Genomic DNA, 17,017 nt, shown 5'->3' with positions numbered 1-17,017 from the left:
TTTTAGAAATGCAGGTTTAATCCGACAGTATAAGTGCGTGGTACAGGATAAGTACCCATGTCTAGCCCTACACCTCCTATTTCAGGGTCAAGCCCCTCATAAGGAGTAATGGTAAGCAGGTTTTCAGCAGCAGCATAAACTCTTAAACTGGCACCAGACCTGATTCTGCTCATAAGTTGGGCAGGCAAGGTATAGCCAATCATCAGGTTTTTAATCCGGAAATAGTCTCCTTTTTCCAGGTACCAGTCAGAGGCAGTACCAAAGTTTAGATTTGTATCACTGGTAGAAAGTCTTGGAATAGAAGCTCCTGTGTTTTGAGGTGTCCACGCATCCAGCACAGCACGATCCAGATTGTAGCCTTGTAGGCCTGCATTATAGGTTGAGTATTTATATCCAGTCAGCAGTTTCACGCCACTTACGCCCTGTCCGAACAAAGTAAGGTCAAAGTTCTTCCATTGTAGGTTTAAGTTAAGACCATAGGCTACGTCTGGCATGGCATTACCCATATACACACGGTCATTGTCGTCAATCTTACCGTCACCGTTTACATCCCGGAAGATCAGGTCACCGGCTTTAGCATTTGGCTGAATTAACTCTCCTTGTGCATTCGTATATTCAGCTACCTGCTCATTTGACTGAAAAATACCGTCGTGCGGTATCAGGTAGTAAGAGAAAAGTGGTTGGCCTGGCGTAGAACGATAAGGAGAGAACATACTGCGCACATTCTGGTTATGCACAATGTGATCATTGCCGTAGCCATTCAGATCCTGTAGCTCGTTTTTAAGCGTAGTGATATTACCATTTACCTGGTAGGTCAGCTCACCTATGTTCCCGCTGTAGCCCAGTGCCAGTTCAAGACCTTTGTTTAGTACAGTTCCGACATTTCTGGTAGCGCCATTTTGTACCCCGACATGGCGGTTGGGGTCTACCGGCAGTATAAGTCCTCTTGTATACTTCTCATAATAATCAGCAGTAAGCGTCAGGCGGTCGTTAAACATGGCAACGTCCAGACCAACATCAAAGGTCTCCGAACGTTCCCACTCCAGCCTTGGATTAGACTCTTTATTGATATAATAAGCTTGCTGAAAAGCAGGAGAAGCACCAAGGTAGGCATTTCCAGCCTCTAATGGCACATTGTAAGCATAGTAATCAACCGACTGTATATTGCCAATCTGTCCCCAGGATGCTCTAAGTTTCAGCATCTGGAAGAAATCGGTACGAAAGAAAGGCTCTGAGGATATTTTCCAGGCAGCAGAAGCTGCAGGGAAAATGTCGCTGTTATTGTCGGCATGTAAACGCGAACTCTCGTCCCGACGCATACTACCTGTTAAGAAATAACGGTCATCGTAGTTGTAAGATATTCTTCCTATTGCAGAGGTTAAGGCGTCTTCATACACGCTACTGGTTGGCCTTTCAATGATTTCTTTGGCATTGCCCATGTACTGGAACCAATCATCTTCACGGTCAAAGTTTTGTCCTCTTTGCCAGTTGTACTCATAGTTGGTATGCTGTGCCGAATAAACAGCTGTTACATCAAAAAAGCTTTTCCCAATGGCTTTCTGGTAAGACAACTGGTTATCCCATATCCACTTATTTCTGCTTGCCTCACTTTGTGTCAGGTAGTTCATGGAGTTAGGCTTGCCTGGTTCCGGAATGCGCGGATCAAAGCGCTTGTAAGAATCCCGCAACAGGTCCATGCTAAAGCCACTCCTGAACTTTAAGTTTGCGAGTGGACTATACTCTACATAGGCTGTTCCGTTTATATTAAGGCTCGGGCTGTTTACCGTAGGGCGAAGTAATAATGCAACAGGGTTATAGGTATCGCCATAAGAACCACCAAATGAACTTACCAGGTTATCAGGCACAACTCCGTGAAAGTTACCCTCTTCATCATAAACTGGTGCTGCAGGCGGCATATAAATGGCATTTATAATAGTTCCGGAGTAGCTGTTAGAGGTATTTGTTCCTTGAGAATTACTCTGGTTAACGTAGAGGTTCTGCCCTACGCGCACCTTATCACTAAAATCGTAGTCTGATTTTATCCTGAAATTGTATCGCTTCAGGTTCGTGTTCAGCAAGACACCATCTTTGTTTTGATACCCAAAGGAGGATAAATAGCGGCCTTTGTCGTTACCACCACTGATACTGGCATTGATGTTATATATGCCACCCGTTCTAAAAATTTCATCTATCCAGTTAGTGCGTGTTACCTGCCCCCACGGGTTCTTGTCCGGGTTATGGGCATCCGGACGTGATGCGCCAGCATTATCTGCGGCTTGGTTATATACAGCAGACTGTTCTGCGGCATTAAGCGCTTCCGGCAACTTATGAGCCGATTGCCAACCATAATAAGTGTCTAATGAAACTCTTGGCTTTCCGGCCTTACCGCTTTTAGTAGTGACAAGTATAACGCCTGATGAAGCCTGTGCTCCATATATTGCAGCAGCAGAAGCATCCTTCAATACGGTGTAAGTTTCAATATCTCTGGGATTCAGAGGCCCACCATAATAAGGCATGCCGTCCACTACCCACAAAGGGGATTCGCTGTTGATGGTACCGGCTCCTCTTATTACTATTTGTGGCGCAGCTGAAGGATCTCCCCCGCTTTGTGTAACCGTTACACCAGCCAGATTTCCTTGCAAAGCATCAGCTACATTAGAAATAGGACGATTGGCGATTTTATCCGCGTTGGGCAGCGTAGTAATTGCAGTGGTGATATCTGACCTTTTGGCTGTACCGTAACCAATCACTACCACCTCACTCAGACTTTTTGTATCTTCTCCAAGTACAATGTCAAGCTGGCTCTGGTTGTTTACTACCACCTCCTGGCTGGCAAAGCCAATATAGGAGAAAATCAGAACCGGCTGATCCAGACCAGAAACATTAACGGAATAATTTCCATCAACATCAGTAACAGCACCTTTAGATGTACCCTTTATAGTAACTGAGACTCCTGGTAGCGGTTGGCCTGTATTGTCTTTTACTTGTCCTGAAACGGTACTTATTTGCTGCTTTTCTTTTTTGCCAGCCTCATCAACCGCTATAGAAATAGTTTTGTTATCTTTTCTAAACTTCAGATTACCTTCTTCTGATAACTTCTTTAGTACCTCATCAATCGACTTAGTTTTAGCCACAGAGAAGGATTTATTTAGTTTTGCCACCTCATCAGTATAAGCAAAGCTATAGCCTGTGGTAGCCTCAAGTTTATTGAAAATCTCAGGTAAGCTAGCGTTTGTTACTGAAAAATTAACAGGATATGACTCAGTGGCTTGTGAATAGGAAGGCAACGAAGCCGTACCCATCAGCGCAAGAAAAAGCAGAGGGTATCTCTTACGAGAAGCTGCCTTATTTTTTGCCCGTATTTTTTTTCGCATCATTAGAAGGATTTTTAAGATTTAGTTTATAAGGTGTTGTCTTTTCCCAGGTGAGGTCAAGCAGGAAAGAGAGGCTTTGCATCACGTCTTCAAGCGTCTCATTCTCGTATCTGGCTGTAAGCCTTCTTCCAGACATTTCTGAGTTATATGCTATTTCTACTCCGTACCATCGTTCCACTCTGTCAATAGCTTTATGAAGAGGCATGTCCTGTAAGACAAGTATGCGCTCAGTCCAGGCAAAATCATCTAGACTTACCTGCTTCAACTTCTGCAGCTCACCTGCCTCCACGTTAAATATTGCTTTCTCTGAAGGATGTAGCAGCACTTTATTAGCCTTGCCTGTTATCTTTTCAGATACTTCTACCAGCCCTGTAGCTACTGTTACAGCATGTTCGCTATCGTGTGTATTGATGTTAAAGGAGGTGCCAAGAACACGGGTAGTAAGGCCTTGCGTCTCGACAACAAAAGCATGCATAGTATCTCGCTTTACCTCGAAAAAGGCTTCCCCTTTCAGGTATACCCTACGCTCTTCACTACCAAATTCGCTGGCGCTATACTTCAGTTCGCTGCCACTGTTAAGCTTTACCCGTGAGCCATCAGGCAGAACAAGTTCTTTTTGCTGGCCAGGCGCAACCAAAACAGATGTAAACTGTTCAGCCTGTGTTCCGGCTGGTATATTGTTGTGGTTAACGCTTGTGTATAGAAAGGCACTGCTGGCTAATATCAGCAGAATAGTTGCAGCAATCTTTACAGCCTGCCGCTTATACCACACAATAGGAGTGTTTAAGTGTTTCTTTTGGAGTGTAATCTTAAGTTGTATACGCCTCTTTATTTCCTCGTCAGGCTCTCCAATTTCATTCCAAATGGCTTCTTCATTCTGATTCTGCTCTAGATACAGAATGAATTTCTGTAAAGTATTGTTTTCTTTTTGGCTGGCTTCCCCCTGTAAATATCTATGAAAGACTTGCTGCCAGTATTTTTCCTTACTCATATAATTGCTTTTCATGAGTAAGTATCCGAAAGGGCACTTTGTACTTAGTGCAGAGTAGTAATGAATATGTTAAATTGAAGCACGCAATATTAACAATAGCATAATGGGGTATAAGTTGCTTTTAAGAATTTTGGCAGCTTGGTATAAGTGGTGCTCAACAGTACGGATAGATATATCTAGCTTTGTGGCAATTTCCTCCACACTCATTTCTTCATACCTCTTTAAAACAAAAACTTCACGGCAACGTGGCGGCAAGCTTTCTATAAGAAGATTAACTTGAGCATGAAGTTCCCCAAGTATATAGGTATCCTCAGGGGAAAACTCTTTATGAAGCTCTTCAAGTATTTCCAGGTTTCTAACGGGAATACGCGTTCGTGATAAAGAGCTAAATGCTTTATTTTTGATCATCTGGGTTAGAAAAGCCTCTGGATTTTGGAGTAACAGGGTTTTTCTCCTGACCCATAAATCCGTAAACACTTCCTGCACCAGATCTTCAGCCTGCTCCTTGTCGCGTAGCATATTATAGGATAGAGAAAAACAACGCTTCCACTGCTCATCAAATAACTCCTGAAAGGCTTCCTCCGAACCGTTTTGAATTTTAATCCAAGTCTCTGCTGACACCATTTAACCCACACAATTTTTCCAGACAAAGGAAACGAGTGGCTATTACATCAAAGCAAAGGTTATGTTATTAAACTATTACCTGCTCACACTCATAATCACGTTTTAAAATGAATTAGTAAAGCTTTATAAAGAAACCCGGGCAGTATAGCAACTACTCCAACAAGCAATAGCTTATACCTCGGTAAGAGTAGAACTAGTAGTTGTAAATAACAACACTGCATACTCAGGAGCAGTCTTAACAATATGTAATGCAGCCGTTAAAAACTCAGCGAAATCCGGTCCAAGGTACAAGAGGATCTACCACTTCTCTATACATTTCAGCTGCAACTTCACAATATTTTGCTGCGCCAGCGTCTAAGGCAATGGCAGGATCTTTTTGCCCTGCAGGTTCTTTAGGATAAGCTTTTCATCTACCAGTTTTTATGGTTTAAAACTTCCTAATTTATGAAAGTTACCTGTAAACACTCACCACTTCTACTAACTAAATTCTTCTTCCCGCCAGTGGTTATTTAATGCCGCACCAGCCATAGTACCGGTAGAAACAGCAACCGACACAGCACGTCCGCTGGAGGTATCTCCACAGGCATAAATTCCTTTTACCGTTGTTCTTTGCAAGTTGTCAACTTTTAATAGCCCCTGCTCCGTTAGTTCACAACCTAAGGCTTTCGGAATACCACTTCTTTGTTCGAAAGCAGGCCTTGAATAAATAGCTTTAACTGGGCTCACCGAGTTGTCTTTGAAAACAACCTGTCGCACATACCCATCTTTATGTTCCAGAGAATCTATTTCCTTCTCAATTATTTGAATGTTGTGCTTTAAGACTATTCTGGTCTGCTCTTCGGTTAGAGTTGATTTGCCATTGGTGAAGAGTATCAGGTCCGCTGTCCAGTTAGAAATTAATTGGGCATAATGAAAAGCTACATCTCCGTTAGCAATTATACCTATCTTCTCCTGCTTTACTTCGTAACCATGACAGTAAGGGCAATGAAGCACACTGATACCCCAGCACTCTGCAAAGCCTTTTATTGGAGGCATGATGTCTCTTAGTCCGGTTGCGAAAACTAACCTGGAACCTGAGAATATTTCGCCGGTCTGAGCCTCTATCTCGAAGCCTGATTCTGACTTTCTTCCAGTTACAGCAGTGCCTTCAAAGAAATGTACAGAGTTATACTTCTGCACCTGCTCCCGGGCTTTAAGGGCTATAGCTCCTGGTGTTTCGCCGTCCTGGGTAATGAAGTTATGAGAGTGAGGCGTTTGCCTGTTACAGGGTTTCCCATTGTCTATAACCAACACTTTTCTTAGTGCCCTTCCTAAAGACATAGCTGCCTCCAACAATAATTACATCATATTCTTTACTTGTCATAACAGTCCATTTAGCTTCCTATTGATATCACCTGCCTCCTGCATAGCAACTATTGGTAAGAGTGCATCAGTTATTTTAACCCGAAGGTAGTAAAACATTTATTATTGCAACACTGTTGCAATAATAAATGTTTAGAAATCATGACCAAGCGCAATACTAAAGCAAAACAGCTGATCCTGAATTTGTTGAAAGCAGCTAAGTCTGCGTTAAGTCAGGATATTCTACAGGCTCAACTTGGAGATGCTGTAGATAGGGTAACCATTTACAGAGTGTTGAACAGCTTTTTAGAGGATGGGGTAGTTCACAAAATTGTTGGGGATGATGGTAAGCAGTATTTTGCCTGTTGCAAAAACTGTTCTGACAAAAAGTATCAGCACAACCATTTCCATTTCAGGTGCATAAGCTGCGGCAAAATAGAATGCCTGCCAAACGAAGTTGAGGTTAAGTTACCCAAAGCCTATCGTACACTTAACTTCAATGGTGTTGTTTCTGGTTACTGCTCAAATTGCTAACATCTGCAGCACAATTCTGTCTTGAGAACTATACGCGGAATGGCCGCCAGTTTTTGCCATAGGACTCTACCCTGCCCGTAGATCTTTGAACATAATGTAGGTATCTACCAGCCCTAGTTCTTTGTGCCTGAACCCACTTGGGGTTGTACCGATTATCTCAAAGCCGAACCGCTCCCATAGCTTTACCGCATTTGTGTTTGTGCTAATTACAATATTGAATTGAATGCCTAGATACTTCTTTTGTCGTGCGAACTCAATTGAGTGTGCGCACATAAACTTTCCAGCCCCCCTACCCTGGTAATGAGGGCTAACCATATAGCTGCAGTTGGCAATATGGTTCCCCAAGTCAATTTGATTCTGCTTAATGATATAAGTCCCCAGAATGTTGTCATCGTCATCAACTGCCACAAACGTATCCATATAGCTGGCAAACCAGTGCTGTTTCATGGCCTCTTTCGGTGTGCTGGGGTCAAAAACATATGTGTCGCCTGTCTTGATAACAGCCGAGAATATTTCCCATACTTTATCGTAATCCCTTACCGGGTCTGCTTTTCTGATCTTCATATCAAACCACTCCAAATGATCAATGGAGACAAAAGTAAGCTAAAGCAAAGTATACGAAGCTCTCTGTTTTTGTCAACACAATATCTAGGCACATTTAATAATTATTTACTATATTGAATAATCCATACAACGTGTTGATAGTGCCTGAAATAACAATAGCAGCACCCACTTTATTAGCTTGATGATACACAGGTGCACTTACGCACATAATGCAGATAAGCGTATCCTATGTTTGTCATTATGTATTAACTTGTATAGAAAGAGCAGAAAGGAAGGATAAAGATTTTTAAGCGTATATGGTCTTTAGAACCTGTTCAACATGAGAATCCCCTTCCTTTTCTATGGTTACGTTGGACAGTTCCATTAGGCTTCAAAGCCTGCATCAGGATAGATAATGCCCGCCATAGTCTCCTCTTAAAGTTCACCTAGTTTACACTTGCTAATTCTTAAGGTTATGGTCTCACAAGCAGAACAGAAAGTAGTAGGCATTGATGTAAGTAAGGCGTCGCTGATATAGCAAGCGGTAAGCCGAAGCTACTCTTGGTTGGAAGCATTGCACCTGTAATTTACAAGAATCAGCATAGGTTTGAGAGGAAGTACAAAGTCCAGTACTTTGACTTTGGATGTACTCCACCAGCATACGAATGCATTGAAGAATGTAATAAGACAGTATTCAACTATCTGGACAGTAAGTATGGTGGGAAATGGCGCAGAGAAGTCCGACCAAATGTGATGTTTTTAGAAGAAGAAAAATAGAATAAAAACGACAGGTAACAAGGCACAGGCATTATGTTCAGCTGACGCTTCACCCATTGCCTGTACGAGACCGTTAAATAGTATAAAATAAATAAATCCTTCTAGAAAGCTATGAAGTACCCTATCCTGAATCTCGTCATGATTGCCTTCTTGTTCTTCAGTTTTGGTTGTGAAAAGGAAGATGAGGTCACCTGTAAGAATGACTGCCTGGATTCCTATCTGAAAGAAAACGGCATGGTTAGCTACAAGGGAGAAGAATTAGGCTGTAAGAACTTTCTGAGCTTGTATGAATACCAAGGCAGGCAGTACTATGTGTTGGAGAACCACTGTGCTGACGTGGCAGTCGCCCCGACGGATTGTGAGGGCAGGCCACTGTGTGGAAGTGGGGATGAGGAGTCATGCAGCGAGTTCTACCAGAACGCGAAGTATATTGGCGTAGTCGGTATAGAAGCCTAAGTCACACAACACCCCTAAAAAAGAACCAAAACACTTTTGAAACCAGCCTGTCGGCTAAAAACTAAACTAAAAAAACATAAAAACTATCCCATTGGCAGTATTGACGAGCATTAGTTTGTTCTTCCTTTCTTGTAAAGACGACACTGTAAGCCCAACTGATTTGGCTGCTGATTGGCAATCGGAGGAAATTTAAGTTAATGGAAAGCTACAGCAAGACATTATTAGCACGTCTACATGGCTACTTTTGAAAAAGGATTATATTTTCCAAAGGAACTATGTGATAGGAACATGGTCCTTGAATAAGAAAAGTCTTAAGTTAACTCCAAATGAAGATTCTTCGCATCCGCCGTTTGAATATAAAGTCACCAGCCTTTCAGATACTTCTTTAACCTTAGAAATAACTCTAACTGAAAGAGACTATGCTTGGGACTTTGAAGGCATTGAGGTAGATGAATTGATCATTGTTACTGAAAAGTATAGTAAGAGATAGTCTACACTCCTTACTTATCAAGGGAACAGAGTAATAGCTCTTTGCCATAGTATAAGCCCTAGCACCTGTGCCAGCCATGAGATAAGTATAAGCACAACTTATGAAATATAACTTTGACATTCTTAGAAGCCGTACTGTGGCAGGACTGTCTATAATAGGAGTTGTGCTTGTACCGCTCCTTCTGCTAGCGCTTCTGAACGCTCCTGCACTAAAGGCATACATCCCAGACTTTCTGTACCGGGATTTCTTACTGCCTTTGGCTCTTCTTGTATTAGCTCCCATTTATCTAATTTACAACAAGAAGCATCTCTTCTGGAAGAATGTATGTGTCATCTTAGACAAAGCTAAAACAGAGATAACCATAGACGGGGAGCAATACTCTTTAGATGACCTTGAATACTATGAGCTGAAAGAAGGTACTTTGTTAACGTCTGGGGTGGGTCGTCACTTTCTTATTCTAAAGTTCAAGCATAGCAAGAAGGTAGAGATTGTCCCTTACAGAACTTCTGATCGTATTACAAATTATGATGCTTTTGCAGAGCATTTTTTAGGCTTTGTTGAAAGGCATTATGAAGAAGGCTTAGAGAAACCCGAGAACAAGACCTTGAAGCATATTGCAATTGCTTTACTTGTCATAGCAAACGTTAGCTTTTTTATCCTGTTGTTTCTCTACGGCAAAGTTGCCGCTAAAATAATTCCAGCCATGATTACTGTCTACGGGGTGTGCCTGCCTTTGATATTTAAGACCAAGAGAACGGTTAGAAGAAGCATCAGTTCAACCAAGGTTAAGCCTTAACCTTTCTAGGTATAGCTCCTCATGCACAAACATCTTCAGGTTAACAAAGAGTATCTAAACAGCTGGTGTTTTAGTATGTTTTTTTTCATATTTAAAATAACAAATGAGCAAGCAGACTAATCAATACTAATGTTATGGCAGTAGAACATTGGATTATTGTTGGCATATTCTGTATCGCCTTAGCCACAGTGATATATTATTTTGAGCTTTGGATAAAGAAAAATAAGGATAAACATCCATTACTATTCAAATACAGATTTCTGATAATGTGTGGCCTCTATGTTGGGTTAGATTCAGCTGCAGCAATAATCAGAGTGCTGAATTGACTAAGGATTACTAGGACTAAGCCTGATTCACAGAAGAGTTCGGTTAGAAACTTGAGATTTAGTTAAAGGATAAACATCCTTACATGAGCTCCAGAGCTATAGAACAATGAAAAGGCAAATAATACTTGTGGCAGCACTTCTTACCTCATGTGTGGCTGGCGCCTATGCTCAGACTGCCGAACAGAAAGCAAAGCAGTTGCCACCACTTAAAAAGAAAGAGCTTGACCTAAAATACCTTAGGACTAGTCCTTCACCTGACAATGATATAACGAGCAGATATCTGCAAAAGCGTAAGGACGCAGCTGTGAACCAAAAGAAGACGGAGAAGCAAAAAGCTACGATGCCCTTGATGCAGCCAGACTCTTCAATGCAGTTTTATATTCTAGCTGCCGTACCTGATTCTACAGTTTTTTTCTACCTTCAGGTTAAGAAGCCGGATTAGCTCAAGATGGAGAGAAGCAACTGTTATTCTGCGGTTTTCCACTTTTGCTTCCAGGCTGGGTAGGCTTTCTCTACCAGGTCCTGCGGGAATTCAAGATACCAGCTGTAGCCAACCCTTCGCTCCTGCTCTATCTCAGCAATTGTTTCCCGCACTATACCATCACGACCCACAAACATTGGTTGGTTTGTTCCAATCTTGTAAAAGCGTGCCAGCAAAGCAGGTGCCGCCGGGTCATTTACGACCACCAGGTCATACCCCTTATTTATGGAGGGTATTTCTACCTTATCTAGCCTTATGCCCTCTACTTTTACACGCTCTAACCAGGACACGGCACCGTCCACGGCATTTATCACCTCCTGATTCGGCTGCTCCATCTCCATCAGAAACTTGACAATTCCTACGCTTTCACCCCCGCTAATGGAAGGCAGCTCATAGGCACGAGCCTTCTGCGGAGCAAAGTTTGTTTTATCGTGCTGTGCACACCAGGCTGTTAGGTGCCCATTTACTTTTATCTGTGTTTTCAGTATTGCCTCCACACCCTTTTCCACGGCTTTTGCTGCCTGACTTTTTCGAGTAGCGTCCACAAAAGAGTAAGTCGGTTTGTCCTGAGCCACATCGCGTAGCAGCCGCATCACGCCGATCATCGCTCCGTCGTTAAAGGTTATGTGCTCATAATACCCTTCCCGGATCGGGTAAAACTGCGGCCAGCCACCATTCTCATACTGCGCCTCGTACAGGTAATCCATGCCGCGCAAAAAGCTCGCTTTATACTTCTCCTGCCCCGTAGCCTGGTACACCCTGGCAAGGTACTCCATCTGGGTGAAGGTAGCTTTGTTGTCGATGGTAGATACTCGTCCCTTCTCTATTGGTGACCTGAGCTCCTCTTCCTCTTTCTCAGTCAGCACTTTTGCCATATCCATGTTCTTGTCCCAACCGCCATTGTCGCGCTGGTAGAGCAGAAGATTATCGGCAATGCGCATTGCCTCAGGTGAAGAGTACCACCCCTCCTCTTGCCGCAGTGCATCCCTCCACCTTATTGGCTCAAGGGCACTGGAGTTGGAGGCCACAGCAGTTTGTACAGTGCTAGTTTTGCTTGCAGTCTGTGCCTGACCTGTGCAGGCAGAAAAAGAGAGGAGGAAGTATAAATAGGCTCCCGCCGGGAAACCTTGAGACATAAGTGGAGCTATGGAGTACCGGAGCAAATTGCCAACCATGGTTAAATCATCAGTGTGTTCACTTACCAATCTAAGAAAAACATATGGCTCTTTCCACAAACCCACCTGAATTAGCGGATAAACCACAGTTTTAGATTAAGCTCTTTAGGTATGTGGGATGCTCTACAAAGTATGCAGATTTGATCAAGAACGGTGCTGGCAGTTGTTCCTGATGCTATACTTAGATTTGCTGTGTACAGCAAACGATAGCACCAGAACTACCTTACTGCAGCGAATTATTTGCTCTAGAAACGCCTGCAGTCCGCTTGTTTTCGCGCCCTAGAAGCGTACATCCACGACTACCAGCTTTATGCCGCACTGTTAGTGTTACATCCAGCACAGCATCAGATAACATTATCACCCTAAACCTGTTTAGAGAATCAAGCATTAGCAGTATACTATGAAGGCAGTGCTGTTTACTGAAACTGTGTTTACTGAATAAATTGATAAACTTGAAAAGCATAATAAAATGAAAATTGGAATCACTGGTGCTACAGGACAACTTGGACGCCTTGTAGTTAGCAAACTCAAAGAAAAAGTTGCCACTGAAAACATTGTTGCGCTTGTGCGGTCTGCTGAAAAGGCTTCTGACCTTGGTGTAGAGGCCCGTGAAGCTGATTACGACAAGCCTGAAACGCTGGAGCGTGCCTTAGAAGGTATTGATACCTTACTGCTGATCTCTGGAAGTGAAGTAGGACAACGTGCTGCGCAACACAATAACGTAATAGAGGCCGCAAAGAATGCAGGAATTAAAAGGATAGCCTATACCAGCATTCTTCATGCAGAGAACTCGCCAATCAGCCTTGCTGAAGAGCATAGAGCGACAGAGGCTGCTTTGAAAAACTCTGAAATTCCGTACACCCTGCTGCGTAACGGCTGGTACACCGAAAACTATACTGGTTCTATTCAGGGTGCACTTGCTGGTGGTGCCTTTATAGGAAGTGCAGGCGAAGGTAAACTATCGCTCGCTACCCGTGCCGACTATGCTGATGCGGCTGTTGCTGTGCTGACTAGTGAGGGACACGAAGGCAAAGTGTATGAACTTGCCGGCGACGAAGCTTATACCCTGAGCGATCTGGCTGCAGAGATCTCCAAGCAAACAGGTAAAGACATTCCTTACAAAAACTTATCTGAAGCCGACTATGCTGCTGCTCTTACCAGCTTCGGCTTACCAGAGGGGTTGGCACAAGCCATCGCTAGCTGGGATGCAGCGGCGGCAAACGGTGCGCTGCATGACGATAGCCGCCAACTATCATCACTTATTGGCCGCCCTACCACTCCTCTTTCAGTCGCTGTGGCTGATGCTTTGAAAGGAGCTCCACAAGGCCAGTAGAAGTCTATTAATACTTTACTAGTTCTTTGGAGGTTCCAGCCAAAAAACATTCCTACCAAGGCGAGCAGGAAGAAGCTTCGGGCACTTCCTGCTCGCTTTGTTTTACCCGGAGCCTAACAGTAGAGTTGTAGCCCCTACGCCACCACCAGGTTCAGGAGCAGTACTGTTATAAAACCAACGAGGGCGATTAGGGTAGTCACTACCGTCCAGGAGCGAAGTGTTTGCTGCTCTGTCAGACCGAAATACTTACTCACGAGCCAGAAGCCGCTGTCGTTTACGTGTGATAGTATACTTGCCCCGGAAGCAATAGCAATTACTAACAGTGCCCGCTGTACCTCACTGTATCCTCCCCCTTCCAGAAACGCAGCTGTTATACCTGCTGCAGTAATCATGGCCACGGTAGAAGACCCTTGCAGCACACGTATGGCGGCGGCTGTTAGAAAAGCCACGACCAGAGCCGAAAAGCCATAGCTTGCCATCACCTCAGCCAGCATCTTGCCTGCACCTATCTCTGTAAGTATCTGTTTGAAAACGCCACCTGCACCTGTAATCAGGATAATCAACCCGGCTGGCCCTAAAGATTTTGAGCTTAACTCCAGCAGCTGACTTTTGCTAAAGCCTTTGCGTAGGCCCAGGTAGTACCAGGCAAACAGGTTAGCAATAATAAGCGCTATAAAAGGATGCCCCAGCATAGCTAAACCTCTTAACAGGTAATCAGGGAGTGGTGCATCACTAAACAGCGGGCTATTCAGAAGCGTGTTCAGGAGTATAAGTACCAAGGGCAAACCTATTAAGCCGCCCACCAAACCAGGAGAAGGCAGTTCTATTGGTTTAGCGGCTTGCTCTGCTTCTGTAACAGCCTCTACATGTATGCGGCTGGCAATATACCGGCCAAACAAAGGACCACTTACCACCGCTGCAGGTATTCCAGCAATAACGCCAATGGCTATCACCCACCCCAGATCGGCCCCAAGTATATCGGCAACTGCTACAGGCCCGGGAGTAGGCGGAATAAAAGCATGTGTGATGGCCAGGCCCGACAGTAAGGGAATACCATAGAAAAGAACAGATTTTCCTGTCTTCTTCTGAAGTGCATATACTATAGGCACAAGTATAACAAAGCCAACATCGAAGAATACTGGTATCGCAACCAGAAAGCCCGTCACCACCATAGCCCAGGAAGCTTGCTTTTCACCGGTCTTATCTAAGATGTAGGCTGCAAGCGCCTGCACACCGCCTGAGCTTTCGAGCAAGGCTCCGAACATTGCGCCTAGCCCCACTACAATAGCAATAAAGCCGAGGGTACCTCCCATACCAGCCTGTATATTGGTGATGATGTCAGCGGCAGGCATACCAGCTAACAAGGCTACTGCTATACTTGCCATCAGCAGGGCTAAAAAAGCCTGAATCTTAAAGTATAGTATCAGGAAAAGCAGCAATGCTATGCCGGCAAAAACAGCGAAGAGCAAGGAGTAATCTATCATGGCGGCTGGGTTCTGTGGAAATAGCATTTTAGGAAAAAAGCCACAGAAAAAATAGAGGATCCTAATATTTATAGAAACTAATCAACTCGCCCGCTGCTTTTCCTAAGCCTTATCCGTTTCACTCATTCTATAAATCTTACAGCAGATGCGTATATAAATGATAAACTCTTCAGAAGCAACAACAGTAAAGCTTTCTGAATTACTTGCTCTACAAATACCCTATGGATTTATCAATTCTAGCATCAACAGAAATCTCTTTAAGCAGCATTGTCATCAGGTTATTCTTAAGCACATTGCTGGGAGGCCTCTTGGGCTGGGAAAGGGAAAGCCGACGGCAGAATGCTGGATTAAGAACCCACATGGTTATCTCGGTTGCTTCCTGCCTGCTGATGCTCATTTCTATTTACATTCCGCAGCAGTTTTCTGAATACCCTAATGTGGACCCAGGTAGGATTGCAGCCCAGGTGGTTTCGGGCATAGGCTTTTTGGGTGCCGGAGCTATTTTCAGGCTGGGAGGAAATACGCATGGGCTAACAACTGCGGCCACCATATGGGCTGTTGCTGCAGTAGGCCTGTCAGTAGGAGCAGGAATGTACGAAGCGGCCGTTATCGTAACGCTTCTCCTGCTTTTTGTACTCGCCATACTGGATAAGATAGGAAGAAAGATCTTTAACGGCGGCTCTCTGAAGACGCTGAAAATTAGTTTTCAGTCTGCTAAGATTGAGACAAGTAAGGTATTTGCCATTCTAGAAAAGCATGGCATCATCACAAAGAACATCAGTGTGTCACAGTCCAGGAACAAGCACAATTCTAAAATTATGCTCTATGTTATTGTGCCGGAAAACCTGAAAGTAAAACACTTTTACAAAGACCTGAACGAGCTGAAGGATGTAGGGCAAATATCATTAGGTATGGATTTCTAACTCTTGCTTCTGCCCCCATTCAACTATATTTCATCACCGGTTTGCTCTTCCTCCCAGCAATTGGGATTGAACAACTACATACACTTCTCCTCCTCTGGCCAGAGTTTCCTCAAACTGTTTGTAGTAAGCATTGGCCTCTTGTTCACTATACATTTTCCTAAGAAGGCTATCAATATGGTAGTCCTCTCCACTAATCACAGGGTCCATCAAGAAAACATAGGTATAAGTACCATCCTCTTCGGGACCTACAGGGTTTAGCACACGTGTGTGGTTGAAAGCACGCTGTGCATTGCTGTTTAACTTTTTAGAGGCTGGCCAGAAGGTCTCATAAACAAACCGCTCAAACTGTTCCCGAATGTCAGGCTTTACATGGTTTACTACAACCCACACTGTATCTCCACTGGCTACTGGTTGCTGTTGAGCATTTCGGGAAAGGGCCTGGCTGTGCAGGCACAGCGCCAAAACCACTGATAATACAGTAGCTTTGGCTATTTTAAACAGCTTATTCATACGCTCTGAGAACTATGTTCACAGTTCTTATATACAAATAAGCATAAGTTTACATCATTATTTGTACAAAATAAAGGAAATAAAACACAATTTAATGTGTATAAATAACTAGTGCCTGCGAAAAGTTAGACCTATCATCCGCGTTCAATTACAATATAGCGGGCAGAAAAGCCATTGCGCTTATACAGAGACTGTAGCGCTGTGATGAGAGAGGTAATTCCAGATCCTTTGGTGCTCTGGGTGCTATAGGGCTCCAGGTAATTTTTGTAGCCCTTCCCACTGATGCGCCACACATAACGCCGTGCCTCCGACTCCTCTACTTCTGCTAGTCCTTTGGCCAACACCACCTGCCTCATATAGGGCAAAGCAGACTTCATACTTTGATAGTCGGAGAAGGCATAGAGGCGGTAATAAGAGCTCAGTTTAATGGAGTTCATAGCTACAAATATAGTAGCAGGAAGCTATTAATATAAATCTCACTGAGCCTGTTCTATAGAAGAATGGTCCTATTATACCCGCTGCTTAATTGCATTAACTCTTAATGTCTTTAATCAAAAAATTGTACAATAACTTCATCTTAAATTTTCTACTCAACTCCGTTCACTTTATTCTACATGCTTTGTACTCAGGAAATAGAACACTTTACCCATTCTTCTAAACATCATTCACAAATACAATATATAAAGGCTTGTCACCAATGCTGTAAATGAGTTGCACTGTTGTAATTATCATTAGCAAAATCTACAAAAATCAGTATTGTGTATTTCAGAAATCATGTGCAATGCATTTTACTGGGGCAATAACAATGTTTAAACACAATAACACTTAATCCAAGCCTATGCAAAAAAACACTTAACTC

At 43.4% G+C, this 17,017-nt stretch carries 17 protein-coding genes; 8 read left to right on the top strand and 9 right to left on the bottom strand.

Annotated features, from left to right (window positions below):
* Positions 1-2: 2 nt before the first annotated feature.
* From PKOR_RS11800 to PKOR_RS11785, 4 genes are all read right to left on the bottom strand, one after another.
* Complete coding sequence (locus PKOR_RS11800; RefSeq protein ID WP_148561676.1) at positions 3-3,377, bottom strand: SusC/RagA family TonB-linked outer membrane protein; 3,375 nt, start codon at positions 3,375-3,377, stop codon at positions 3-5.
* Entirely contained in the window at positions 3,346-4,365 is a 1,020-nt protein-coding gene (locus tag PKOR_RS11795) for a FecR family protein (RefSeq protein ID WP_046310951.1), read from the bottom strand. The genes PKOR_RS11800 and PKOR_RS11795 overlap by 32 nt, the downstream gene beginning before the upstream one ends.
* Positions 4,366-4,434: 69 nt before the next feature.
* Entirely contained in the window at positions 4,435-4,989 is a 555-nt protein-coding gene (locus PKOR_RS11790) for an RNA polymerase sigma factor (protein ID WP_046310949.1), read from the bottom strand.
* A 477-nt stretch (positions 4,990-5,466) separates the two neighbouring features.
* Complete coding sequence (locus PKOR_RS11785) at positions 5,467-6,309, bottom strand: FAD-dependent oxidoreductase (protein ID WP_084694771.1); 843 nt, start codon at positions 6,307-6,309, stop codon at positions 5,467-5,469.
* A gap of 183 nt (positions 6,310-6,492) precedes the next feature.
* Between PKOR_RS11785 and PKOR_RS26095 the strand changes: the two genes are divergently transcribed.
* Complete coding sequence (locus PKOR_RS26095; RefSeq protein ID WP_046310948.1) at positions 6,493-6,864, top strand: Fur family transcriptional regulator; 372 nt, start codon at positions 6,493-6,495, stop codon at positions 6,862-6,864.
* A gap of 66 nt (positions 6,865-6,930) precedes the next feature.
* On the opposite strand, the gene PKOR_RS11775 is transcribed toward PKOR_RS26095, so the two are convergent.
* Positions 6,931-7,428, bottom strand: a complete 498-nt coding sequence (locus PKOR_RS11775) for a GNAT family N-acetyltransferase (RefSeq protein WP_046314406.1) — start codon at positions 7,426-7,428, stop codon at positions 6,931-6,933.
* Positions 7,429-7,941: 513 nt separating this feature from the next.
* Between PKOR_RS11775 and PKOR_RS26180 the strand changes: the two genes are divergently transcribed.
* The 5 genes from PKOR_RS26180 to PKOR_RS11745 all read left to right on the top strand — a co-directional run bounded on the left by PKOR_RS26180 (position 7,942) and on the right by PKOR_RS11745 (position 10,694).
* Positions 7,942-8,184, top strand: a complete 243-nt coding sequence (locus tag PKOR_RS26180; RefSeq protein WP_462938321.1) for an FEKKY domain-containing protein — start codon at positions 7,942-7,944, stop codon at positions 8,182-8,184.
* 111 nt (positions 8,185-8,295) lie between these two features.
* Positions 8,296-8,640, top strand: a complete 345-nt coding sequence (locus PKOR_RS11765; RefSeq protein WP_046310944.1) for a hypothetical protein — start codon at positions 8,296-8,298, stop codon at positions 8,638-8,640.
* A 295-nt stretch (positions 8,641-8,935) separates the two neighbouring features.
* Positions 8,936-9,130 carry a hypothetical protein gene (locus PKOR_RS11760; RefSeq protein ID WP_148561675.1) on the top strand — a complete coding sequence of 65 codons (195 nt, stop codon included), beginning with the start codon at positions 8,936-8,938 and terminating at the stop codon, positions 9,128-9,130.
* A 100-nt stretch (positions 9,131-9,230) separates the two neighbouring features.
* Complete coding sequence (locus PKOR_RS11755; RefSeq protein WP_046310942.1) at positions 9,231-9,926, top strand: hypothetical protein; 696 nt, start codon at positions 9,231-9,233, stop codon at positions 9,924-9,926.
* A gap of 432 nt (positions 9,927-10,358) precedes the next feature.
* On the top strand, positions 10,359-10,694 hold the full coding sequence (locus PKOR_RS11745) for a hypothetical protein (RefSeq protein WP_046310939.1): 336 nt from the start codon (positions 10,359-10,361) through the stop codon (positions 10,692-10,694).
* Between the two features lie 23 nt (positions 10,695-10,717).
* Here the strand turns inward: PKOR_RS11745 and pelA are convergent, their stop codons facing one another.
* Positions 10,718-11,869 (bottom strand): pectate lyase, encoded by a 1,152-nt coding sequence (pelA, locus tag PKOR_RS11740; protein WP_071843213.1) that lies wholly within the window; start codon positions 11,867-11,869, stop codon positions 10,718-10,720.
* A gap of 508 nt (positions 11,870-12,377) precedes the next feature.
* On the opposite strand from pelA, the gene PKOR_RS11735 reads away from it, so the two are divergent.
* Positions 12,378-13,241 carry an SDR family oxidoreductase gene (locus tag PKOR_RS11735; RefSeq protein WP_046310938.1) on the top strand — a complete coding sequence of 288 codons (864 nt, stop codon included), beginning with the start codon at positions 12,378-12,380 and terminating at the stop codon, positions 13,239-13,241.
* Positions 13,242-13,375: 134 nt separating this feature from the next.
* Here the strand turns inward: PKOR_RS11735 and PKOR_RS11730 are convergent, their stop codons facing one another.
* Complete coding sequence (locus tag PKOR_RS11730) at positions 13,376-14,725, bottom strand: GntP family permease (RefSeq protein ID WP_046314404.1); 1,350 nt, start codon at positions 14,723-14,725, stop codon at positions 13,376-13,378.
* 221 nt (positions 14,726-14,946) lie between these two features.
* Between PKOR_RS11730 and PKOR_RS11725 the strand changes: the two genes are divergently transcribed.
* On the top strand, positions 14,947-15,648 hold the full coding sequence (locus tag PKOR_RS11725; RefSeq protein WP_046310937.1) for an MgtC/SapB family protein: 702 nt from the start codon (positions 14,947-14,949) through the stop codon (positions 15,646-15,648).
* A gap of 33 nt (positions 15,649-15,681) precedes the next feature.
* Here the strand turns inward: PKOR_RS11725 and PKOR_RS11720 are convergent, their stop codons facing one another.
* Positions 15,682-16,158, bottom strand: coding sequence for a hypothetical protein (locus PKOR_RS11720; protein ID WP_046310936.1), 477 nt, complete (start codon positions 16,156-16,158; stop codon positions 15,682-15,684).
* A 134-nt stretch (positions 16,159-16,292) separates the two neighbouring features.
* A complete protein-coding gene (locus PKOR_RS11715) occupies positions 16,293-16,595 on the bottom strand; it encodes a hypothetical protein (RefSeq protein ID WP_046310934.1) in 303 nt (100 codons plus the stop codon).
* Positions 16,596-17,017 lie beyond the last annotated feature (422 nt).

Origin of the sequence: Pontibacter korlensis (assembly GCF_000973725.1) — a bacterium.
Lineage (GTDB): Bacteria > Bacteroidota > Bacteroidia > Cytophagales > Hymenobacteraceae > Pontibacter > Pontibacter korlensis.
Note: the sequence above shows the minus strand (reverse complement) of the source record. Positions and strands in the feature narration are given on the sequence as shown.